At 68.5% G+C, this 19,293-nt stretch carries 27 protein-coding genes; 1 reads left to right on the top strand and 26 read right to left on the bottom strand.

Annotated elements, in window-relative coordinates; genetic code table 11:
• Positions 1-8 precede the first annotated feature (8 nt).
• The 3 genes from pgsB to DC008_RS20960 all read right to left on the bottom strand — a co-directional run bounded on the left by pgsB (position 9) and on the right by DC008_RS20960 (position 5,363).
• Positions 9-1,742 (bottom strand): poly-gamma-glutamate synthase PgsB, encoded by a 1,734-nt coding sequence (gene pgsB, locus DC008_RS20970; protein ID WP_108708266.1) that lies wholly within the window; start codon positions 1,740-1,742, stop codon positions 9-11.
• A 6-nt stretch (positions 1,743-1,748) separates the two neighbouring features.
• On the bottom strand, positions 1,749-4,013 hold the full coding sequence (locus DC008_RS20965; RefSeq protein WP_108710791.1) for a HAMP domain-containing protein: 2,265 nt from the start codon (positions 4,011-4,013) through the stop codon (positions 1,749-1,751).
• A gap of 210 nt (positions 4,014-4,223) precedes the next feature.
• Positions 4,224-5,363 (bottom strand): CapA family protein, encoded by a 1,140-nt coding sequence (locus DC008_RS20960; protein WP_235073533.1) that lies wholly within the window; start codon positions 5,361-5,363, stop codon positions 4,224-4,226.
• 149 nt (positions 5,364-5,512) lie between these two features.
• Between DC008_RS20960 and DC008_RS20955 the strand changes: the two genes are divergently transcribed.
• The gene (locus DC008_RS20955) at positions 5,513-6,409 is read left to right on the top strand and encodes a hypothetical protein (RefSeq protein ID WP_374207395.1); all 897 of its coding nucleotides are present in this window, start codon (positions 5,513-5,515) and stop codon (positions 6,407-6,409) included.
• A gap of 2 nt (positions 6,410-6,411) precedes the next feature.
• Here the strand turns inward: DC008_RS20955 and truA are convergent, their stop codons facing one another.
• The 23 genes from truA to rplP form a co-directional block, all read right to left on the bottom strand.
• Positions 6,412-7,269, bottom strand: a complete 858-nt coding sequence (gene truA, locus DC008_RS20950) for a tRNA pseudouridine(38-40) synthase TruA (protein ID WP_108708264.1) — start codon at positions 7,267-7,269, stop codon at positions 6,412-6,414.
• A gap of 74 nt (positions 7,270-7,343) precedes the next feature.
• On the bottom strand, positions 7,344-7,835 hold the full coding sequence (gene rplQ, locus DC008_RS20945; protein WP_055622527.1) for a 50S ribosomal protein L17: 492 nt from the start codon (positions 7,833-7,835) through the stop codon (positions 7,344-7,346).
• A gap of 184 nt (positions 7,836-8,019) precedes the next feature.
• Positions 8,020-9,042: a DNA-directed RNA polymerase subunit alpha gene (locus DC008_RS20940; protein WP_003966937.1), complete on the bottom strand. Its 1,023-nt coding sequence runs from the start codon at positions 9,040-9,042 to the stop codon at positions 8,020-8,022.
• 145 nt (positions 9,043-9,187) lie between these two features.
• Positions 9,188-9,556: a 30S ribosomal protein S11 gene (rpsK, locus tag DC008_RS20935; protein ID WP_003998807.1), complete on the bottom strand. Its 369-nt coding sequence runs from the start codon at positions 9,554-9,556 to the stop codon at positions 9,188-9,190.
• A 101-nt stretch (positions 9,557-9,657) separates the two neighbouring features.
• Positions 9,658-10,038, bottom strand: a complete 381-nt coding sequence (gene rpsM / locus DC008_RS20930) for a 30S ribosomal protein S13 (RefSeq protein ID WP_004984507.1) — start codon at positions 10,036-10,038, stop codon at positions 9,658-9,660.
• A 193-nt stretch (positions 10,039-10,231) separates the two neighbouring features.
• Positions 10,232-10,345, bottom strand: a complete 114-nt coding sequence (gene rpmJ / locus DC008_RS20925) for a 50S ribosomal protein L36 (protein WP_003974245.1) — start codon at positions 10,343-10,345, stop codon at positions 10,232-10,234.
• A 59-nt stretch (positions 10,346-10,404) separates the two neighbouring features.
• The gene (infA, locus tag DC008_RS20920; RefSeq protein ID WP_003948620.1) at positions 10,405-10,626 is read right to left on the bottom strand and encodes a translation initiation factor IF-1; all 222 of its coding nucleotides are present in this window, start codon (positions 10,624-10,626) and stop codon (positions 10,405-10,407) included.
• Positions 10,627-10,791: 165 nt separating this feature from the next.
• Positions 10,792-11,628, bottom strand: a complete 837-nt coding sequence (gene map / locus DC008_RS20915; RefSeq protein ID WP_108708263.1) for a type I methionyl aminopeptidase — start codon at positions 11,626-11,628, stop codon at positions 10,792-10,794.
• A 123-nt stretch (positions 11,629-11,751) separates the two neighbouring features.
• The gene (locus tag DC008_RS20910) at positions 11,752-12,417 is read right to left on the bottom strand and encodes an adenylate kinase (protein ID WP_108708262.1); all 666 of its coding nucleotides are present in this window, start codon (positions 12,415-12,417) and stop codon (positions 11,752-11,754) included.
• Complete coding sequence (gene secY / locus DC008_RS20905) at positions 12,417-13,730, bottom strand: preprotein translocase subunit SecY (protein WP_108708261.1); 1,314 nt, start codon at positions 13,728-13,730, stop codon at positions 12,417-12,419. Before secY ends, DC008_RS20910 begins: the two co-directional genes overlap by 1 nt.
• A gap of 244 nt (positions 13,731-13,974) precedes the next feature.
• A complete protein-coding gene (gene rplO, locus DC008_RS20900) occupies positions 13,975-14,430 on the bottom strand; it encodes a 50S ribosomal protein L15 (RefSeq protein ID WP_055622531.1) in 456 nt (151 codons plus the stop codon).
• 2 nt (positions 14,431-14,432) lie between these two features.
• Positions 14,433-14,615, bottom strand: a complete 183-nt coding sequence (rpmD, locus tag DC008_RS20895; protein WP_003974250.1) for a 50S ribosomal protein L30 — start codon at positions 14,613-14,615, stop codon at positions 14,433-14,435.
• Between the two features lie 2 nt (positions 14,616-14,617).
• A complete protein-coding gene (gene rpsE, locus DC008_RS20890) occupies positions 14,618-15,223 on the bottom strand; it encodes a 30S ribosomal protein S5 (RefSeq protein WP_055622532.1) in 606 nt (201 codons plus the stop codon).
• Between the two features lie 41 nt (positions 15,224-15,264).
• A complete protein-coding gene (gene rplR, locus DC008_RS20885) occupies positions 15,265-15,648 on the bottom strand; it encodes a 50S ribosomal protein L18 (RefSeq protein WP_055622533.1) in 384 nt (127 codons plus the stop codon).
• A gap of 3 nt (positions 15,649-15,651) precedes the next feature.
• Positions 15,652-16,191: a 50S ribosomal protein L6 gene (rplF, locus tag DC008_RS20880; protein WP_055622534.1), complete on the bottom strand. Its 540-nt coding sequence runs from the start codon at positions 16,189-16,191 to the stop codon at positions 15,652-15,654.
• Positions 16,192-16,215: 24 nt separating this feature from the next.
• On the bottom strand, positions 16,216-16,614 hold the full coding sequence (gene rpsH / locus DC008_RS20875) for a 30S ribosomal protein S8 (RefSeq protein ID WP_053759511.1): 399 nt from the start codon (positions 16,612-16,614) through the stop codon (positions 16,216-16,218).
• Between the two features lie 213 nt (positions 16,615-16,827).
• Positions 16,828-17,013, bottom strand: a complete 186-nt coding sequence (locus DC008_RS20865; protein ID WP_003948630.1) for a type Z 30S ribosomal protein S14 — start codon at positions 17,011-17,013, stop codon at positions 16,828-16,830.
• 5 nt (positions 17,014-17,018) lie between these two features.
• On the bottom strand, positions 17,019-17,576 hold the full coding sequence (gene rplE, locus DC008_RS20860; RefSeq protein ID WP_007494758.1) for a 50S ribosomal protein L5: 558 nt from the start codon (positions 17,574-17,576) through the stop codon (positions 17,019-17,021).
• Positions 17,576-17,899 (bottom strand): 50S ribosomal protein L24, encoded by a 324-nt coding sequence (rplX, locus tag DC008_RS20855; protein ID WP_003992365.1) that lies wholly within the window; start codon positions 17,897-17,899, stop codon positions 17,576-17,578. The genes rplE and rplX overlap by 1 nt, the downstream gene beginning before the upstream one ends.
• A 2-nt stretch (positions 17,900-17,901) precedes the next feature.
• Entirely contained in the window at positions 17,902-18,270 is a 369-nt protein-coding gene (rplN, locus tag DC008_RS20850; RefSeq protein ID WP_003998823.1) for a 50S ribosomal protein L14, read from the bottom strand.
• Positions 18,271-18,367: 97 nt separating this feature from the next.
• A complete protein-coding gene (gene rpsQ / locus DC008_RS20845; protein ID WP_039656223.1) occupies positions 18,368-18,652 on the bottom strand; it encodes a 30S ribosomal protein S17 in 285 nt (94 codons plus the stop codon).
• Positions 18,649-18,873 carry a 50S ribosomal protein L29 gene (gene rpmC, locus DC008_RS20840; RefSeq protein ID WP_108708260.1) on the bottom strand — a complete coding sequence of 75 codons (225 nt, stop codon included), beginning with the start codon at positions 18,871-18,873 and terminating at the stop codon, positions 18,649-18,651. Before rpmC ends, rpsQ begins: the two co-directional genes overlap by 4 nt.
• On the bottom strand, positions 18,873-19,292 hold the full coding sequence (rplP, locus tag DC008_RS20835) for a 50S ribosomal protein L16 (protein ID WP_009190136.1): 420 nt from the start codon (positions 19,290-19,292) through the stop codon (positions 18,873-18,875). Before rplP ends, rpmC begins: the two co-directional genes overlap by 1 nt.
• Between the last annotated feature and the right edge of the window lies 1 nt (position 19,293).

Genomic DNA, 19,293 nt, shown 5'->3' with positions numbered 1-19,293 from the left:
CCGCGGGGTCAGGCGCGCGGGTGGTGTCCGCCGTCGCCGGCCGGCGGGCGCGGTGGCCTGCCCTGGTGCTCGTCGGGGTGCGGCTGCCGCGGCGGGCGACCCGTGCCGTGGGGCTGCCCGGGGTGGTGGCCGTCCGGGCCGGTGCCCTGCGGGAGCTGCGGCCGGGCGGGCTGGTGCGGTGCGCGCTGGGGGCGGCCCGACGTCTGGAACCAGTTGGAGACCTGCTGCTCCCCGCCGGGGGCGGGCTGCTGCTGCGCGTACGGCGCCGCCGTGCCGTGCCCCTGCTGCGGGGCGTGCGGGGCGTGTCCCCCGTCGTGCGCGCCCCAGCCGTCGGCCTGCCGGCCCGGTGCCTGCGCCTGCGCCTGCGCCCCGGCGTAGGCCGCCGCGGTGTCGCCGTACGACGCCGTGGGCTGCGCGGGGATGCGGACGACCGGGATCTCCTGGGTCTGCGAGGCCTGGTACCGCTCCTCGTACGCCGTCGGGTAGGAGGCGTACGGGTCGAGGCGCTGGGCCTGCTGCGGGGCACTGGTCACCGCCTCGGGTGCGTCCTCCACGGCGCTCTCGTCGGCGGGCAGCTCGGCCAGGTACTCCAGCAGCTCCTCGCCCTGCCCGTGGATGTTGCCGATGGCGACCAGGGAGGAGCCGTCGGCCATCCGGCCGAGCAGGGTCGGCATGAACTCGTCCGCCGAGCGGCGCTCGCCGCCGAGGTCGACCGCGCGGTCGCGCCAGTCGGCCGGGATGGCGTCGATGGCGCTCTTGGCCGGGTGGCCGATCACGAAGACGTTGTCCGGCTGCAGGTCGGGGATGATCTCGCCCATCTGCCCGTTGCGCTCCACCCGGTCCGGGCGGCAGTTGATCACGACGTTCAGGGGGCGGCGGATCGCGCCGAGGTCGAGCAGCTGGTTGATGTTCATCAGCGTCGACTCGGGGTCGTTGGCCGCGAACACGTTGGCGAAGGCCAGCCGCTTGCCGTCGGGGCCGACATAGCGCTCCACGGAGAGCACACCGGGGTCCGGCGGGGCGTCGTACATGCCCTGCAGGGCGACCTGCCGCTCGACACCCAGCAGCTCGGCGACGACCAGGGCGATCGCCACGTTCTCCTTGAACGTGAACCAGCTGAAGCCGCGCAGCTCCTCGTCGGTGACGGTCTCCGGGTCGGCGTAGACCAGCTTGCAGTTCCGGGCGTCCGCCTCCTCCTGGAGGATGTGGAAGCGCTCCTTCTCGGCGGTGACGCAGATGCCGTCCTCCGGCATCGAGCGGCACAGCGAGCGCGCCACGTCGTCCAGGGTGGGGCCCATCTCGGCGAGGTGGTCCTCACGGACGTTGCACAGCACGCCGATCGTCGAGCGGATCAGCTTGCTCTGGTTGACCTCCTGGAGCGCCGGCATGACCGCCATGCACTCGATGACGAGCGCGTCGGGACGGTAGGTGGCGGCCCGGCGGACGATGCCGATCTGCTCGACGACGTTGGCGATGCCGAACTTGCGGTAGACCGGCTCCTCGGTGGCGTCCGGGTGGATGAAGCGGGCCGCGGTGCCCGTCGTCTTGGCGACGGTGACCAGGTCACCGCCGCGCAGGGCGCCCGCGCACAGCCGGGTGATCGACGACTTGCCGCGGATGCCGTTGACCAGCACCCGGGAGGGGATGGAGTGCAGCGCGGCGTAGTGCCTGCGCTGCTCGATGATGCCGGCGACCAGCAGGAACACCCCGCCGATCAGCAGCACGAAGTACAGGTAGAGCACGTCCGGTCACCTTCCTCCGGCGCCGAGCCGGGGCTCGGCACTCCGGCGCGCCTGGTTCTGCCTGCGAGCCTGCAGCTGCTGGCGGACCAGTTCGAGGCTGCGGACGACGGCGCCCACCTCGTCGTGGTAGCGGGGGTACAGCACGGTCTTGAGGTCGCCGTCGGCCAGCTTCTCGGCGCTGCTCGCCAGGGCGCGCAGCGGCCGGACCACGACCAGGTGGATCCAGCCCAGGCACACCACGATCAGGGCGAGCCCGAGCATCCCGGCGAGCACGCTGCGGTCCTCGCGCTCGTACGCGGCGATCTCGAAGTGCTTGGCGTTCTGCCAGCTCACGACGGTCCAGCCGATGTCGGAGGCCACACCGCCGCCGGAGAAGGGCGCCGCCGCGGCGACCGTGACCGAGCGGCCCTCGCGGATGAGCAGCCCGTTCTCCACGGGTCCGGCGCCGACCCTGAGACCGCCGGCCTTCACGAGGTCGGTGAGCGAGTCCCGGGGCAGCCCCTCGAAGGCGAGGAAGCCGTCGCTGGCGCCGATGGTCCGGGCCTTCGCGTCGACGACCCGGACCTCGCCGAGGCCGGGCCGGGCCAGCAGCGAGTTCAGGAACTCGACGCGGATCTCGCCGACGAGCGTCATGCCCTTGTGCTCCGGTACGGCGGCCGCGGCCTGGATCACCGGCTTCTTGCCGCCCTCGCCGGTCACCCGGATCAGCGGGGCGTCCTCGCCCTTGGTCCCCTCGTCGTCTCCCCAGCCGGCGTGCGGCTCGTCACCGGCGCGCGCGATCACCTCGCCGCCCCGGTCGAGGACGTAGAGGGAGCCGTAGCGAGTGTGCTCGCGCAGGGCGTCGGACAGGACGTCCGAGGCGGTGTCCGCGTCGGACGGGTCGATCAGCCGGGTCATGGACGCGAGGTCGGCCTGGGCCTCGTTCAGCGCCCGGCGGACCCGGTCGGCGACGAGGTCGGTGCGGTCGCGCTGGTCGTTGACCATGGTGCTGGGCACGCTGACGGAGGCGTCCGTGCGGTTGAGCAGCAGGCCGACGGGCACGCACCACAGCAGGAGCAGGAAGGCCGTCAGGGCGAGCGGCACCCGCAGCCCGAACCGGCCGCGGCGGCCGGTGCGCTGGGTGGAGGGCTCCACGTCCCCGCCGGCCAGCTGCGCGCGCAGCCGTTCCAGGGCGGCGCCGACCCGGGCGGCCTCGCCCCAGCGGGGCACGGCGACGGGCCGGGTCAGATCGCCGCGGGCGAGCCGGCGGGACTCCAGGAAGAGGGCGAGCAGGGGCCGCTGCACGGCCCGCCAGAGCAGGGCGGCCGCGAGCAGGCCGACGACCACGAGCACACCGGCCGCGATCAGCCCGTACAGCTCGCGTTCCTGCCCGGCGGCCTCCTCCTGCACCACGGGGAGCATGGCCACGACGGTCAGACCGAGGCCCGCGCCGACGCTCTTGCGCTGCTCGGGGTCGGCGGAGGCGAGGGAGGCGTAGCCGGCGGTGGCGATCCGTCCGTTGTAGGAGTCGCCGAGCAGGGTGCCGCTGACGCCGGGGTAGCCGCGGGAACCGGGCTCGCGGGCGCTGACCGGGTCCTCCTCGGTCTCCTCGGCGGCGTCCTCGGAGAGGCGGCTCATCTGCTTCTGGAGGAAGGTGAGCTCGTCGCGCTCGGCGTCGGAGTTCAGCGCCTCGGCCTGCTCGAAGCCTGCCGTGGCGAGGATCTCGCCGCCGCGGGCCACGACCGCCATCGAGCGGAACGGGCCGAGGTTGATGGCGGGGACGGAGAGGCTGTTGGAGGCGATGAGGAGCTGCTGCGGGCGGTCCTTCCAGTCGAGGAGCGCCATGGTCATCAGCCGCACGTCGCCGGTCTTCAGGCGGACCATGCGCGGCGTCAGGGCGTTGTCGCCGGTGAGCGCGTCCTTGTCGAGCCAGCCCAGAGGAATCGTTTCACCACGGGCGGCGAGCACCTTGCCGCTCTCCAGGTCCAGCACGGTGGTGCCGGTCCACTTCTGGTACGTGTTGCTCAGGTCCGACAGGACCCGCTCCGGCTCCGTGTACTTCCCGGCGTTCAGCACGGCCGCGGTGCGGTTCAGGTCGGTGACCCGCTCGTCGATCGACGCGCGTAGGGCGATGGCGCCGTCCTCCGCGAAGTGCTGCTGGGACCCCAGCACGGCCTTCGGCACGACGGGCTCGCCGGCCGGGCCCAGCACCTTCGCGGTCAGCCCGGCCAGGGCGACGATCAGCAGGCACAGCAGCGCGATCGGCGGGCGCACGCCGCCCAGCAGCGGCATGTCGGCGCGTCTGCGCATGCGCCGCCGACCGCCGCGTCCTGGACGCGCGGAGCCTTTTGTTGGAGTCACCGGTGGTTTCCTTCGCCTCTTCACTACTCGGGCGCTCGTGGCAACCACCGCTGAAGCGGGCAGGAGACGCCGTCGCCTTAAAAGACTTCCGACAGGCGCGGGGGTTGGGCTCCCGCACCCAAGAGCTTGCTGTGTCCCTTGTCACTTCCCGAGGGACAGCGGCTCGAGGCCGTCGCCGCCGGGTGCGCCCCGGTTGTAGAGGAAGCCGCGCGTCCGGTCGGCGGCCAGCCGATAGCGGGCGATCCGCTCCTCGGACAGCTCGCCGGGGTGGTCGAGCGCGTCCTGGACGTCCACCAGCCGGTGGTCGACGACCGCGCCCTTCGGGGCCTTCTCCCCCGCCTCCAGCTCCGGCGGGATGTCGACCAGCGTGGTCCGGTAGCGCGCGTCGACCTTCCAGCCGTCCGTCGTCTCCTTGAACTCGAACCAGCCGATCGCGCCCTCCTCGGTGAGGCCGGTCGGCGAGGAGTGCCGGGCGACCTGGTTGCCCAGGCTGTAGGCGATCCAGGTGCCGTTGACCTTCTGGATGGGCTGCACGACGTGCGCGTGGTGACCGATCACCAGGTCGACCCCGGTCTCCTCGGTGATCCGCTCGGCCAGCTCCAGCTGCGGCACGCTCGGCTCGTTGTAGTGCTCCAGACCCCAGTGCACGGAGAGGATCACGACCTCGGCGCCCTTCTTACGGGCGCGCGCCTCGGCCTTCTTGATCTCGTCGGTGCTGAGCCGGTTGAACGCCCACTGCTGCTTCTCGGGCGTCGGGTTGAGGAACGACTCCCACGAGAACGCCAGGTGAGCGACCTTGACGCCGTTGACGTCCCGGATGTTGATCTGCTCTGCTTCCTTCGGCGTCCGCGCGGACCCGGTGTGGCCGAGGCCCACCTTGTCCATGGCGTCCAGCGTGCGCTTCACGGCCTTCAGGCCATGGTCGAAGGTGTGATTGGAGGCCGTCGAGCAGGTGTCGTACCCCACGTCCTTGAGGGTCGTGAGGATCTGCGGCGGGACCAGGAACTCGGGGTACCCCTCGAAGGGTCCCTTGGGGGTGCCGACCGGCGTCTCCATGTGACAGATGGCCAGGTCGGCCTTGCTGATGACGGGCTTCACGCCCGCCATGAGCGGTCCGAAGTCCAGCCCGGCCTGCCCCTCCCCGGTCCTCTCGGCGTCCTTGGCCGCCTGGTCGACCAGCTCGGGGTGGATGAGCACATCACCCGCGGCGGCGACGGTGAACGAGCGGCCACCCGGCTTCACCTGGGTACCGGACGGCTCGGAGGAGGTACAGGCGGCCACGAGGCCCGCCAAAGCCCCCAGAACCGCCACCGAGCGACCTATACGGAGAGACTTACGGAATGTCACCGCGACATACTCACATGCCACTCACATCTCGATCACGCTCGTTCGTCACAAAAACATCACGTTTCACTCGCATTCTTGCCCCGGTGGTTTTGACCGTCGCATTGGCCGCCTGCGACACGACGTCGTCCGAGGGCCCGGAACAGTCCGCTCCGCGGGCCCGTGAACTCGTCGATCTGCGCAGCCGCATCCTCGACTACACCGCGGACCTCACGGCCGACGGCGACTACTCCGCGCCGGACGACGACGAGCGCGAGCGGCTCGCCGAGGGCGTGGGACACCTGCTCGACGGCGACGCCGCCGAAGCCGCGCACGTGCTCGACCCCCTCGGCCTCGCCGTCACCCGCCTCACCGACACCGACTCCGGCCGCCGCTACGACGAGATAGCCGCCACCGAGCCCGACTCCGACGCGGCGACCTGGGGCCGGCTCTACCTGAACGCCGACTCCGTCCAGCGCTGGAACGTCCAGGTGCCCCACCCGGTCTCCGACCGCGACACCGAGGAGCTGGGCGTACGGCTGCTGGAGGGCACCCCGTCCGGCTCACTGGTCCTGGCCGGCGCGCACCGCAAGGCAGGGCGCTCCGGCGCCGCCGACGTCGCCCACCGCGAGGACAGCGCCTTCCACACGGTCGTCGAGGAGCTGCAGAAGCGCGGGGTGCCCGGCCTCCAGCTGCACGGCTTCACCCGCAACTCCGAGCGCCCCTACCGGGCCATCGTGTCCGGCGGCGCCGCCCAGAGCGCGCCCGCCGAGGCCACCGCCCTGGCCGACCGTCTGGAGGCCGACGGCCTGCGGGTCTGCCGGGGCTGGTCCGACCGCTGCCCGCTGGAGGGCACGACCAATGTGCAGGGCAGGTCGGCCGAGCGCCGGCACGCCCCGTTCCTGCACGTGGAGCTGTCCTCGACGGCCCGCGGCGACGGCCGCGGCGCCGACGACACCGCGGACGCCCTCGCCGACACCCTGGCCACCTGGGCCCGGGACTGAGCTCAGCAGCAGCCGGCCCCGGGCAGCGTCCGCTTGTTGCGCGCCTCCTTGTTCCGCGCGGCGAGCAGCTCGTCCGCGGGGTAGCCGACCTCCTCGAGGGTCAGCCCGTGCGGCCGTACGACGTGCACGGCGGAGTCCCGGACACCGGCCGCCAGCACCTTGCCCGGCCAGTCGGGCGGGCGGTGCCCGTCCCCCACGAACAGCAGCGCGCCGATCAGCGAGCGCACCATGTTGTGGCAGAAGGCGTCCGCCCGCACGGTCGCCGTGATGATCCCGTCGTCGCCGCGCACCAGGCTCAGCTCCTGGAGCGTGCGGATGGTCGTCGCGCCCTCGCGCTTCTTGCAGTACGCCGCGAAGTCGTGCTCCCCGAGGAGCCGCCGCGCCGCCTCGTTCATGGCGTCCACGTCGAGCGGCCAGTCGTGCCACAGGACGTGGTTGCGCAGCAGCGGATCGACGCCCCCGGGGTTGTCGGTCACGCGATAGGCGTACCGCCGCCACACCGCCGAGAACCGGGCGTTGAACCCGGCCGGCGCCTCGCGCAGCGCCCACACGCGCACATCCCTGGGCAGCCGCCCGGCGAGCCGCTTGAGCAGCTTCTCGCTGTGCTCGGCCCACACCGCGCGCGGTAGATCCACGTGCGCGACCTGCCCGCGCGCGTGCACCCCGGCGTCCGTCCGCCCCGCCACGGTCAGCTCGTACGTGGTGTCCCCGGACCGTGTGACGGTCCGCAGCGCGTCCTCGATCTCCCCCTGGACGGTCCGCCGCCCGCCGGCCTGCTTGGCCCACCCGGAGAACTCGGTGCCGTCGTACGACAGATCGAGGCGCAGCCGTACGTACCCGGGTTCCACTTCGTCACTCACCCGTAGATCCTCTCAGCGAAACGAAAGCGGGCCCGCCCCCCGGAAGGGACGGACCCGCGATCGAACAGCCCGGACTAGGCGTCCTTCGACTCCTCGGCGGGAGCCTCGTCGGCCTTGGTCGTGTCGACCGTGGCCTCGGTGGCCTCGGCGTCCTTGGCGGCACGCTTGGTGGCGGCCTCGGCCTCACCGGTGGCCTCCTGGGCGACCGTCAGCGCCTCGACCAGCTCGATGACAGCCATGGGCGCGTTGTCGCCACGGCGGTTACCGACCTTGGTGATCCGGGTGTAGCCACCCGGGCGGTTCTCGTACCGCGGGCCGATCTCGGTGAAGAGCGTGTGGACGATGCCCTTGTCCGTGATGACCTGGAGCACCTGACGGCGGTTGTGAAGGTCGCCCTTCTTCGCCTTGGTGATCAGACGCTCGGCGTACGGCCGCAGACGGCGGGCCTTCGCCTCGGTGGTGGTGATCCGGCCGTGCTCGAAGAGGCTCTTCGCCAGGTTCGCGAGGAGGAGCTTCTCGTGCGCGGCGCTGCCGCCCAGACGGGCACCCTTGGTGGGCTTCGGCATGTTCTTTCTCCTGTGTGTCTGCCCCGGCCGTATCAGGTACCGAGGTCAGTATCCGAGCAGGCGGTCGCCTGTCGGAGATCCGGGCACAGGCCCCGCAAGGGGCCGTGCCCGGAAGGGGCGCGGGGAACTGCGCGAGAAACCACAGCGCACCCGCACCCGAGTACGGACCGGAAGGCCCGAGCTCCTAGTACTGCTCGGTCTCCACAAAGCCCGCGTCCGCGTCGTCGTCCGCCCCGAAGGCGTCCGCGGCAGCGGTGGGGTCGAACCCGGGAGGCGAGTCCTTGAGCGCCAGGCCCATGCCCGCCAGCTTGGCCTTGACCTCGTCGATGGACTTCGCACCGAAGTTGCGGATGTCCAGCAGGTCCGCCTCGGAGCGGGCGACCAGCTCACCCACGGAGTGGATGCCCTCGCGCTTGAGGCAGTTGTACGACCGAACGGTGAGCTCCAGCTCCTCGATCGGCAGCGCCAGATCGGCGGCGAGCGCGGCGTCCGTCGGGGACGGACCCATGTCGATGCCCTCGGCGTCGATGTTCAGCTCGCGGGCGAGACCGAACAGCTCGACCAGGGTCTTGCCGGCGGAGGCCATGGCGTCACGGGGACGCATCGCCTGCTTGGTCTCGACGTCGACGATCAGCTTGTCGAAGTCGGTCCGCTGCTCGACACGCGTGGCCTCGACCTTGTACGTGACCTTCAGCACCGGCGAGTAGATCGAGTCGACCGGGATACGGCCGATCTCCTGGCCCACCTGCTTGTTCTGCACGGCGGAGACGTAACCGCGGCCGCGCTCGACCGTCAGCTCCATCTCCAGCTTGCCCTTGCCGTTGAGCGTGGCGAGGACGAGGTCGGGGTTGTGCACCTCGACACCGGCCGGGGGCGCGATGTCGGCGGCGGTGACCAGACCCGGGCCCTGCTTGCGCAGGTACATCACGACCGGCTCGTCGTGCTCCGAGGAGACGACCAGCTGCTTGATGTTGAGGATCAGGTCGGTGACGTCCTCCTTGACGCCCGGCACGGTGGTGAACTCGTGCAGGACGCCGTCGATGCGGATGCTGGTGACAGCGGCACCGGGGATCGACGACAGGAGGGTGCGGCGGAGGGAGTTGCCGAGGGTGTAGCCGAAGCCCGGCTCCAGCGGCTCGATCACGAACCGGGAGCGGAATTCGTCGACGACCTCTTCGGTCAACGAGGGACGCTGAGCGATCAGCATGTGTGGATCAGATCCTTCTTTCGTGGACGCCCGCTATTTGACGTCCGACGGAGACCGCCCCCGGCAAGAGGGACGGGTACTGCAAGGGTACGGGCGATACGGCCCCGAAGAGCCGTACCGCCCGAAAAGCCCGGTGAAGCGTGCGTCAGACGCGACGGCGCTTCGGCGGACGGCAGCCGTTGTGCGGGGTCGGGGTGACGTCCTGGATGGAGCCGACCTCGAGGCCCGTGGCCTGCAGGGAGCGGATCGCGGTCTCACGACCGGAACCCGGGCCCTTGACGAACACGTCGACCTTGCGCATGCCGTGCTCCTGAGCGCGGCGGGCAGCCGACTCGGCGGCCATCTGCGCGGCGAACGGCGTGGACTTCCGGGAGCCCTTGAAGCCGACGTGGCCGGCGGAGGCCCAGGAGATCACGTTGCCCGACGGGTCCGTGATGGAGACGATCGTGTTGTTGAACGTGCTCTTGATGTGCGCGTGGCCGTGAGCGACGTTCTTCTTTTCCTTGCGGCGCACCTTCTTGGCAGCGCCCTGACGACCCTTGGGGGCATCTGTACTCCTACGGGAGGTGGTCGGTCCTACAGCGAAGACCGCTGGACTGCGAAGTCCGCTGAGGACTACTTCTTGCCCGGCTTCTTCTTGCCGGCGATGGCGCGACGCGGGCCCTTGCGGGTACGCGCGTTGGTGCTGGTGCGCTGACCGCGGACGGGCAGGCCGCGACGGTGACGCAGACCCTGGTAGGTGCCGATCTCGACCTTGCGGCGGATGTCGGCCTGGATCTCGCGACGGAGGTCACCCTCGGTCTTGATGTTGTTGTCGACGTACTCGCGGATCGCGACGAGCTGCTCCTCGGAGAGGTCGCGGACGCGGGTGTTCGGGTCGACGCCGGTCGCGGCCAGCGTCTGCTGCGAAAGGGTCCGGCCGATGCCGAACACGTAGGTGAGGGCGATCTCCACGCGCTTTTCGCGCGGGATGTCAACACCGGAAACGCGTGCCATTCAATGGCTCCAGTTGGTTGTCGGAGGTCTTCCACAGAACCGGCTCCCAGCCGCCGTACCAGGTACGAACTGGGTCCCCGGCCTCCGAACCGGGGGTGTCAGGCGATCGCTCGCCCGGGTCCTGCGTATGAACAAATTCAGCTCGCGTCGCGCGAATCTCTGCGATAGCGGTGCAGAGGGGTGAGGTCGTGCGTCAGCCCTGGCGCTGCTTGTGGCGCGGGTTGTCGCAGATGACCATGACCCGGCCGTGACGGCGGATCACCCTGCACTTGTCGCAGATCTTCTTGACGCTCGGCTTGACCTTCATGGGGTGAGGTTCTCCGGGTCAGTGCCAACGCCCCGGCAAGACCGGGGCCCGGGCAAGATCTACTTGTAGCGGTAGACGATCCGGCCACGCGTGAGGTCGTACGGAGACAACTCCACCACGACCCGGTCGTCAGGGAGGATGCGGATGTAGTGCATACGCATCTTGCCGCTGATGTGTGCCAGGACCTGGTGGCCGTTCTGGAGCTCGACCTTGAACATGGCGTTCGGCAGAGACTCGACGACAGTGCCCTCGATCTCGATGGCACCTTGCTTCTTGGCCACGCTTCGCCCTTCGGAATCGACTACCTTGATCGACCCGTGCACTTTTCCTGTCTCGGTGAGATACAGGCGCATGCGGACATGCGGGTACACAAGAGCCGACGAGTCAGTCTACGTCAGCGCACCCGGAAAGACGAATCGGGGAAGTCTGCCCCACGCGAGTGATCCTTACGCAAGCGGATCGGGAGCAGCAGTCACGCCGAGCTCGGCCAGCTTGGCCTTGCCACCGTCGGGGGCCGTGAGGACCAGAGGGCCCTGCTCGGTGAGCGCGACCGAGTGCTCCCAGTGGGAGGACCAGGTGCCGTCGGTCGTGATGACCGTCCAGTCGTCCTCGAGGACCTCGGTCTTCGGCGTGCCGAGCGACACCATCGGCTCGATGGCCAGGCAGAAGCCGGGGACCAGCTTGGGGCCCTTGCCCCGCCGGCGCTCCACGTAGTTCAGCAGATGCGGGTCCATGTGCATCTCGGTGCCGATGCCGTGGCCGCCGTAGTCCTCGATGATCCCGTAGCGGCCGCCGCCCGGCTTGGGCTGGCGGCGGATGTACGTCTCGATGGCACGGGAGATGTCCACGAGGCGGTTCCCGAGCTTCATGGCGGCGATGCCCGCCCACATCGACTCCTCGGTCACCCGGGAGAGCTCGACCAGCTCGGGGGCGTGCCCGGAACCCACGAAGGCCGTGTAGGCGGCGTCGCCGTGCCAGCCGTCGACGATGGCGCCGCAGTCGATGGAGATGATGTCGCCGTCCTTGAGGACGACCTCCTCCGACGGGATGCCGTGGACGACGACGTCGTTCACGGACGTGCAGATCGTCGCGGGGAAGCCGCCGTAACCCAGGAAGTTCGACTTGGCGCCGTGCTCGGCGAGCACCTTGCGCGCGACCTCGTCCAGGTCCTTGGTGCTGGCCCCCGGCACCGCGGCCTCCCGCGTGGCGGCGTGGATGGCGGCGACGACGAGCCCCGCCTGCCGCATCTTGGCGATCTGCTCGGGGTTCTTGATCTGCACCATGCCGGGTTGCGCCTCCTGAACAGCGTCTATAGCGGCACCCCAGGATACGCTCACGCGCGAACGCACGGAAAAGCCCCCGTCGCTGCCGGTGAGCGACGGGGGCTTCCACGTGTGGAGACCGAACTACTGCTGCCCGGCCTTGTCGCGCTGCAGCGCCTGCATGGCGCGCGCCGTGACGTCCTCGACCTTGCCGAGCGCGGAGATGGTCACGACCAGACCCTGCGCCTTGTAGTAGTCGATGATCGGCTCGGTCTGCGTGTGGTAGACCTCGAGCCGCTTGCGGACCGTCTCCTCCGAGTCGTCGTCCCGCTGGTACAGCTCGCCGCCACAGACGTCGCAGACGCCCTCCTGCTTCGGCGGGCTGTACGTCACGTGGAAGACGTGGCTGGAGTCCTTGCGGCAGACCCGCCGCCCGGCGATCCGCTTGACGACCTCGTCCTCGGGGACCTCGAGATCCAGCACCGCGTCGAGCTTCATACCCGCGGCGCTGAGCATCTCGTCGAGCGCCTCGGCCTGCGACACATTGCGCGGGAAGCCGTCGAGCAGGAAGCCGTGCTCGGCGTCCGGCTGCTCCATGCGGTCCTTGGCCATCCCGATGGTGACCTCGTCCGGCACCAGGTTGCCCGCGTCCATGTAGGACTTCGCGAGCTTGCCGAGGTCCGTCTGCTGGCTGATGTTGGCGCGGAACAGGTCGCCCGTGGAGATGTGCGGGATCGACAGGTTGTTGGCCAGGAACGCGGCCTGCGTTCCCTTCCCGGCACCCGGCGGCCCGACGAGGACGATTCGCATCAGCGGAGGAACCCTTCGTAATTGCGCTGCTGGAGCTGGCTCTCGATCTGCTTCACGGTCTCGAGTCCCACACCCACGATGATCAGGATGCTGGTCCCGCCGAACACGAAGTTCTGGTTTGCCCCAAAACCAGCCAACGCCATTGTCGGCACGAGAGCGATCAGGCCCAAGTACAGCGAACCCGGCCAGGTGATCCGGTTGAGTACGTAGCTCAGGTACTCAGCGGTCGGTCGGCCAGCCCGGATGCCCGGGATGAAGCCACCATACTTCTTCATGTTGTCGGCGACTTCTTCGGGGTTGAAGGAGATGGCGACGTAGAAGAAGGCGAAGAAGACGATCAGCAGGAAGTACAAAGTGACGTGGATCGGGGCGTTGGGCTCGGCCAGGTTCTTCTCGACCCAGACCTTCCAGTCCGCGGTCCCGCTGGAGAACTGCGCGATGAGCGCCGGGATGTAGAGCAGCGACGAGGCGAAGATGACCGGGATCACACCGGCCTGGTTCACCTTGAGCGGGATGTACGTGGACGTGCCGCCGTAGGAGCGGCGTCCGATCATGCGCTTGGCGTACTGGACGGGGATCCTGCGCTGAGCCTGCTCCACGAAGACCACCAGGCCGACCATGACGAAGCCGACGAGCATCACGGTGCCGAACTCGATCCAGCCGCCCGCGAGGTCGCCCTGCTCCTTGATGGCCCACAGCGAGGCGGGGAAGGTCGCGGCGATCGAGATGAACATCAGGATCGACATGCCGTTGCCGATGCCGCGGTCGGTGATGAGCTCACCGAGCCACATGACGACGGCCGTACCGGCGGTCATGGTGATGACCATCGTGATGGTGGTGAAGATCGAGCGGTCCGGGACGATCTGGCCGGCCACCGCGCACTGCGGGAACAGCGAGCCGCTGCGGGCCGTCGCGACGAGGCCGGTGCCCTGGAGGATGGCGAGCGCGACCGTGAGGTAACGGGTGTACTGCGTGATCTTCGCCGTACCCGCCTGACCCTCCTTCTTCAGGGCCTCCAGACGCGGGATCACGACGGTCAGCAGCTGCAGGATGATGCTCGCCGTGATGTACGGCATGATGCCGAGCGCGAAGATCGTGATCTGCAGCAGCGCTCCGCCGCTGAACATGTTGACCAGGCCGAAGATGCCCTGGTTCGTGCTCGCCTGGTCGATACAGACCTGAACGGCCCGGTAGTCGACGCCGGGGATCGGGATGTGTGTACCGATCCGGTAGATCACGATGATGCCGAGCGTGAAGAGCAGCTTCTTGCGCAGGTCGGGCGTCTTGAACGCCCGGGCGAACGCGGTGAGCACGGTGCCTCCTGCGACCCCCGCGCAACTGCGTCAAGGGTGACGGTCTGAGGTTCGACTGATAGGGAACGACTTAGCTAACGGTCAACTGCCGCTCAGAGTGCCCCATTGGAGCACCCGGTGAAAGTGGGCAGTGCAGGCCACCTTACCGGCGAGACCGCCCCCCTAGGAACGACCAACCGGGGATACCCCATTTGTGGGGTATCCCCGGTCGGGATCGCTCAAGTCATCGAGACGCCTGATGCAATCAGACGAGCTCGGTGACGCTGCCGCCGGCGGCGGTGATCTTCTCCTTGGCGGAGCCGGAGACGGCGTCGACCGTCACCTGCAGCGCCACGGAGATCTCGCCCTGGCCGAGCACCTTGACGAGGCTGTTCTTGCGAACGGCACCCTTCTCGACCAGGTCCGCGACCGTGACCTCGCCGCCCTCGGGGTAGAGGGAGGCGAGCTTGTCCAGGTTGACGACCTGGTACTCGGTCTTGAACGGGTTCTTGAAGCCCTTGAGCTTCGGGAGACGCATGTGGAGGGGCATCTGGCCACCCTCGAAGCGCTCCGGAACCTGGTAACGGGCCTTGGTGCCCTTGGTACCACGACCGGCCGTCTTACCCTTCGACGCCTCACCACGACCGACACGGGTCTTCGCGGTCTTGGCGCCCGGGGCGGGACGGAGGTTGTGGATCTTCAGCGGGTTGTTCTCCGCCATGATCAGTCGACCTCCTCGACCGTCACGAGGTGGCGGACGGTGTGCACCATGCCGCGGAACTCGGGACGATCCTCCTTGACGACCTGCGTGTTGATGCCCTTGAGACCAAGGGACCGCAGGGTGTCGCGGTGGTTCTGCTTGCTGCCGATGTAGGACTTGACCTGCGTAATCTTCAGCTGCGCCATGATTACGCACCCGCCCCGGCACGCGCACGCAGCAGAGCCGCGGGGGCGACGTCCTCGAGCGGCAGACCACGGCGGGCCGCGATCTCCTCGGGACGCTGCAGGCCCTTCAGGGCCTCCACGGTCGCGTGCACGATGTTGATCGCGTTGTCGGAGCCGAGCGACTTCGACAGCACGTCGTGGATACCGGCGCACTCGAGCACGGCACGCACCGGGCCACCGGCGATAACACCGGTACCGGGCGACGCGGGCTTGAGCAGCACGACGCCGGCAGCCTTCTCACCCTGGATGGGGTGCGGGATGGTGCCCTGGATACGGGGGACCTTGAAGAAGTGCTTCTTGGCCTCCTCAACACCCTTGGCGATGGCGGCCGGCACCTCCTTGGCCTTGCCGTAACCGACACCCACGGTGCCGTCACCGTCGCCCACCACGACCAGCGCGGTGAAGCTGAAGCGACGACCACCCTTCACAACCTTGGCGACGCGGTTGATCGCGACAACGCGCTCAACGTACGCGGTCTTCTCGGCGGCGGCGTTGCCACCGTCGCGACCCTTCCGGTCCCGCCGCTCGCCGCCACCGGCACCGCCACCGCGGCGCTGGGGTCCAGCCATTGGAATTACCTCTCTCTGTTTCCGCTAGCTACGGAACCGACTCAGAACTTGAGTCCGGCCTCGCGGGCGGCGTCCGCCAGGGCGGCGATGCGCCCGGCGTACTGGTTGCCACCACGGTCGAACACGACAGCCTCGACGCCGGCGGCCTTGGCGCGCTCGGCGACCAGGGCGCCGACCTGCTTGGCCTGCGCGGACTTGTCGCCCTCGCCACCGCGGATCGTGGTGTCCAGGGTGGACGCCGACGCCAGGGTGTGACCCTTGATGTCGTCGATGACCTGGGCCACGATGTGGCGGTTCGAGCGGGTAACGACCAGACGCGGACGCTCCGCCGTTCCGTTGATGTGCTTACGGATCCGGATGTGGCGGCGCTTGATCGCGGCGCGCTTGTAGGCGTCGCCCTTGAGGATCTTCTGTCCGTATGCCATGGCTTACTTACCCGCCTTTCCGACCTTGCGGCGGATGACTTCGCCCTCGTACTTGACGCCCTTGGCCTTGTACGGGTCGGGCTTGCGCAGCTTGCGGATGTTGGCCGCGACCTCGCCGACCTTCTGCTTGTCGATGCCCTCGACCGAGAAGCGCGTGGGCGCCTCGACCTTGAAGGTGATGCCTTCGGGGGCCTCGACAGTGATCGGGTGGCTGTAGCCGAGAGCGAACTCCAGGTTCGAACCCTTGGCCTGCACGCGGTAACCGACACCGCTGATCTCGAGCTTCTTCACGTAACCCTGGGTCACGCCGGTGATCATGTTCGCCACCAGCGTGCGGGACAGGCCGTGCAGGGCCTTGTTCTGACGCTCGTCGTTCGGGCGGGTCACCGAGAGGGTGCCGTCTTCGCCCTTGGCGACCTCGATCGGCGCCGAGACGGTGTGGGTCAGCTCGCCCTTGGGGCCCTTGACCTTGACCGTACGGCCGTCGATGGTGACGTCCACGCCGGCGGGAACCGCGATGGGGAGCTTGCCGATGCGCGACATAGCTGTTTCCTCCGTTCCCTTCTGCTACCAGACGTAGGCGAGGACTTCCCCACCCACGCCCTTCTTGCCGGCCTGCTTGTCGGTGAGGAGACCGTGCGACGTGGAGATGATCGCCACGCCCAGGCCGCCGAGCACCTTCGGCAGGTTGGTGGACTTCGCGTACACCCGGAGACCGGGCTTGGAGATCCGCTTGATGCCCGCGATGGAGCGCTCACGGTTCGGGCCGAACTTCAGCTCGAGAACGAGGCTCTTGCCGACCTCGGCGTCCTCGACCTTCCAGCCCGTGATGAAGCCCTCCTGCTGGAGGATCTCCGCGATGTGCGACTTGATCTTCGAGTGCGGCATCGCCACGGTGTCGTGGTACGCCGAGTTCGCGTTCCGCAGACGCGTAAGCATGTCTGCGATCGGATCAGTCATGGTCATGAATTGGCCTTCGGCCTCTCTCGCCGGGGTTTCCTGGTGCGCCATCCCTCTCCCCGATCCGAGACGGGACGGGTGCGGCGCGGTGGACCTACGGCGTAGTAAGTCGTAAGGGCGGCAGCAGGCGCCCAACCCCACAAGCCTAAGGCATGCGGGCTGGGCGTCCTGCCGCCCTGTCTGCTTACCGAGAGCCTTGGTTATCCCTGAAAGTCGGGATTACCAGGAGCTCTTGGTCACGCCCGGCAGCTCGCCACGGTGAGCCATCTCACGAAGGCACACGCGGCACAGGCCGAACTTGCGGTACACGGAGTGCGGGCGGCCACAGCGCTGGCAGCGGGTGTAGCCACGCACACCGAACTTGGGCTTGCGAGCAGCCTTAGCGATCAGAGCCTTCTTCGCCATCTCGCTCACGCCTCCTTGAAGGGGAAGCCGAGGTGACGAAGGAGCGCGCGGCCCTCAGCGTCGTTGGTCGCCGTGGTGACCACGGTGATGTCCATACCCCGGACGCGGTCGATCTTGTCCTGGTCGATCTCGTGGAACATGACCTGCTCCGTGAGACCGAAGGTGTAGTTGCCACGGCCGTCGAACTGCTTGGGGGACAGACCACGGAAGTCGCGGATGCGCGGCAGCGCGAGCGACAGGGTGCGGTCCAGGAACTCCCACATGCGGTCGCCACGGAGCGTGACGTGGGCACCGATCGGCTGGCCCTCACGCAGCTTGAACTGCGCGATGGACTTGCGGGCCTTGGTGACGGCCGGCTTCTGACCGGTGATGGTGGTCAGGTCGCGGATCGCGCCCTCGATCAGCTTCGAGTCACGGGCGGCGTCACCGACACCCATGTTGACCACGATCTTGACGAGGCCGGGGATCTGCATGACGTTCTCGTACTTGAACTCGTCACGCAGCTTGCCCGCGATCTCCTCGCGGTACTTCGTCTTGAGACGCGGAGTGGTGGTGGTAGCCATCAGATGTCCTCACCCGTCCGCTTGGCAACGCGGATCTTGTTGCCCTCGTCGTCGAAGCGGTAACCGACGCGCGTGACGACCTTGTTGCCGTCCTTCTCCACGACCAGCTGGACGTTGGAGACGTGGATCGGGGCCTCGGTGGTCACGATGCCGCCGGCCTGGGAACCGCGAGCGGTCGGGCCGGCCTTGGTGTGCTTCTTGACCCGGTTGACACCCTCGACCAGGACACGGTCCTCGCGGGGGAAGGCCGCGATGACCTTGCCCTGCTTGCCCTTGTCCTTACCGGTGATGACCTGGACCAGGTCGCCCTTCTTGATCTTCATGCTTACAGCACCTCCGGCGCGAGCGAGATGATCTTCATGAACTTCTTCTCGCGCAGCTCACGGCCGACCGGGCCGAAGATACGGGTGCCGCGAGGGTCGCCGTCGTTCTTCAGAATGACGGCGGCGTTCTCGTCGAAGCGGATGTACGAGCCGTCCGGACGGCGGCGCTCCTTGACGGTGCGAACGATGACCGCCTTGACGACGTCACCCTTCTTCACGTTGCCACCGGGGATCGCGTCCTTGACGGTGGCGACGATGACGTCACCGATGCCCGCGTAGCGGCGACCGGAGCCACCGAGCACACGGATGCAAAGGATCTCCTTCGCACCAGTGTTGTCGGCGACACGCAGTCGCGACTCCTGCTGGATCACGTCTATCTCCTGTTTGTCTGCCGGTTCCCCGGGAGCCGCTCGGCGAGCGGCTCCCGGAGCCTGGCGGAACTGACCTGCCGGGTTTGCCCCGCAGGAATTACTTGGCCTTCTCGAGGATCTCGACGACGCGCCAGCGCTTCGTGGCGGACAGCGGCCGGGTCTCCATGAGGAGGACGCGGTCGCCGACACCCGCGGCGTTCTGCTCGTCGTGCGCCTTGAGCTTGTTCGTACGGCGGATGACCTTGCCGTACAGCGCGTGCTTGACACGGTCCTCGACGGCGACGACGACGGTCTTGTCCATCTTGTCGCTGACGACCAGACCCTCACGGGTCTTGCGGAAACCGCGAGCTTCCTTGTTCTCAGTCACGTTGCTCTCGCTCATGCGTTCTCCACCGTTTCGATGCCCAGCTCACGCTCGCGCATCAGGGTGTAGATCCGCGCGATGTCCTTACGGACGGCCTTCAGCCGACCGTGGTTTTCGAGCTGACCCGTGGCCGCCTGGAAGCGGAGGTTGAACAGCTCTTCCTTGGCCTCGCTGAGCTTCGCGAGAAGCTCCTCGTTGCCCAGCTCGCGCAGCTCGGACGCCTTGGTACCGGCCGACATCACGCTTCACCTGCCTCGCGCTTGACGATCCGGCACTTCATCGGCAGCTTGTGGGCTGCGCGAGTCAGGGCCTCACGGGCGATCTTCTCGTTGGGGTACGACAGCTCGAACATGACGCGTCCGGGCTTGACGTTGGCGATCCACCACTCCGGCGAACCCTTACCGGAACCCATGCGGGTCTCGGCCGGCTTCTTGGTGAGGGGACGGTCCGGGTAGATGTTGATCCAGACCTTGCCGCCACGCTTGATGTGGCGGGTCATCGCGATACGGGCCGCCTCGATCTGGCGGTTCGTCACGTAGGCCGGGGTCAGCGCCTGGATGCCGTACTCGCCGAACGCAACCTGCGTTCCACCCTTGGACATACCGTTGCGCTTCGGGTGGTGCTGCTTGCGGTGCTTGACCCTACGGGGGATCAGCATG

The sequence above is a fragment of the Streptomyces nigra genome, assembly GCF_003074055.1.
In the GTDB taxonomy this organism is placed as follows: Bacteria; Actinomycetota; Actinomycetes; order Streptomycetales; family Streptomycetaceae; genus Streptomyces; species Streptomyces nigra.
This window is presented reverse-complemented; position numbering and strand designations above follow the sequence as displayed.

Bases quoted from the DNA above. Each gene is read 5' to 3' on its own strand.
- DC008_RS20965 (WP_108710791.1), bottom strand. From the start codon at position 4,013: ATGCCGCTGCTGGGCGGCGTGCGCCCGCCGATCGCGCTGCTGTGCCTG.
- rplQ (WP_055622527.1), bottom strand. From the start codon at position 7,835: ATGCCGAAGCCCACCAAGGGTGCCCGTCTGGGCGGCAGCGCCGCGCAC.
- DC008_RS20940 (WP_003966937.1), bottom strand. From the start codon at position 9,042: ATGCTGATCGCTCAGCGTCCCTCGTTGACCGAAGAGGTCGTCGACGAA.
- rpsM (WP_004984507.1), bottom strand. From the start codon at position 10,038: ATGGCACGCGTTTCCGGTGTTGACATCCCGCGCGAAAAGCGCGTGGAG.
- rpmJ (WP_003974245.1), bottom strand. From the start codon at position 10,345: ATGAAGGTCAAGCCGAGCGTCAAGAAGATCTGCGACAAGTGCAGGGTG.
- map (WP_108708263.1), bottom strand. From the start codon at position 11,628: ATGGTGCAGATCAAGAACCCCGAGCAGATCGCCAAGATGCGGCAGGCG.
- DC008_RS20910 (WP_108708262.1), bottom strand. From the start codon at position 12,417: ATGCGAATCGTCCTCGTCGGGCCGCCGGGTGCCGGGAAGGGAACGCAG.
- rplO (WP_055622531.1), bottom strand. From the start codon at position 14,430: ATGGCGGAGAACAACCCGCTGAAGATCCACAACCTCCGTCCCGCCCCG.
- rpmD (WP_003974250.1), bottom strand. From the start codon at position 14,615: ATGGCGCAGCTGAAGATTACGCAGGTCAAGTCCTACATCGGCAGCAAG.
- rpsE (WP_055622532.1), bottom strand. From the start codon at position 15,223: ATGGCTGGACCCCAGCGCCGCGGTGGCGGTGCCGGTGGCGGCGAGCGG.
- rplR (WP_055622533.1), bottom strand. From the start codon at position 15,648: ATGGCATACGGACAGAAGATCCTCAAGGGCGACGCCTACAAGCGCGCC.
- rplF (WP_055622534.1), bottom strand. From the start codon at position 16,191: ATGTCGCGCATCGGCAAGCTCCCCATCGCGGTTCCCGCCGGCGTGGAC.
- rpsH (WP_053759511.1), bottom strand. From the start codon at position 16,614: ATGACCATGACTGATCCGATCGCAGACATGCTTACGCGTCTGCGGAAC.
- DC008_RS20865 (WP_003948630.1), bottom strand. From the start codon at position 17,013: ATGGCGAAGAAGGCTCTGATCGCTAAGGCTGCTCGCAAGCCCAAGTTC.
- rplE (WP_007494758.1), bottom strand. From the start codon at position 17,576: ATGGCTACCACCACCACTCCGCGTCTCAAGACGAAGTACCGCGAGGAG.
- rplX (WP_003992365.1), bottom strand. From the start codon at position 17,899: ATGAAGATCAAGAAGGGCGACCTGGTCCAGGTCATCACCGGTAAGGAC.
- rpsQ (WP_039656223.1), bottom strand. From the start codon at position 18,652: ATGAGCGAGAGCAACGTGACTGAGAACAAGGAAGCTCGCGGTTTCCGC.
- rpmC (WP_108708260.1), bottom strand. From the start codon at position 18,873: ATGTCGGCCGGTACCAAGGCGTCCGAGCTGCGCGAGCTGGGCAACGAG.
- rplP (WP_009190136.1), bottom strand. From the start codon at position 19,292: ATGCTGATCCCCCGTAGGGTCAAGCACCGCAAGCAGCACCACCCGAAG.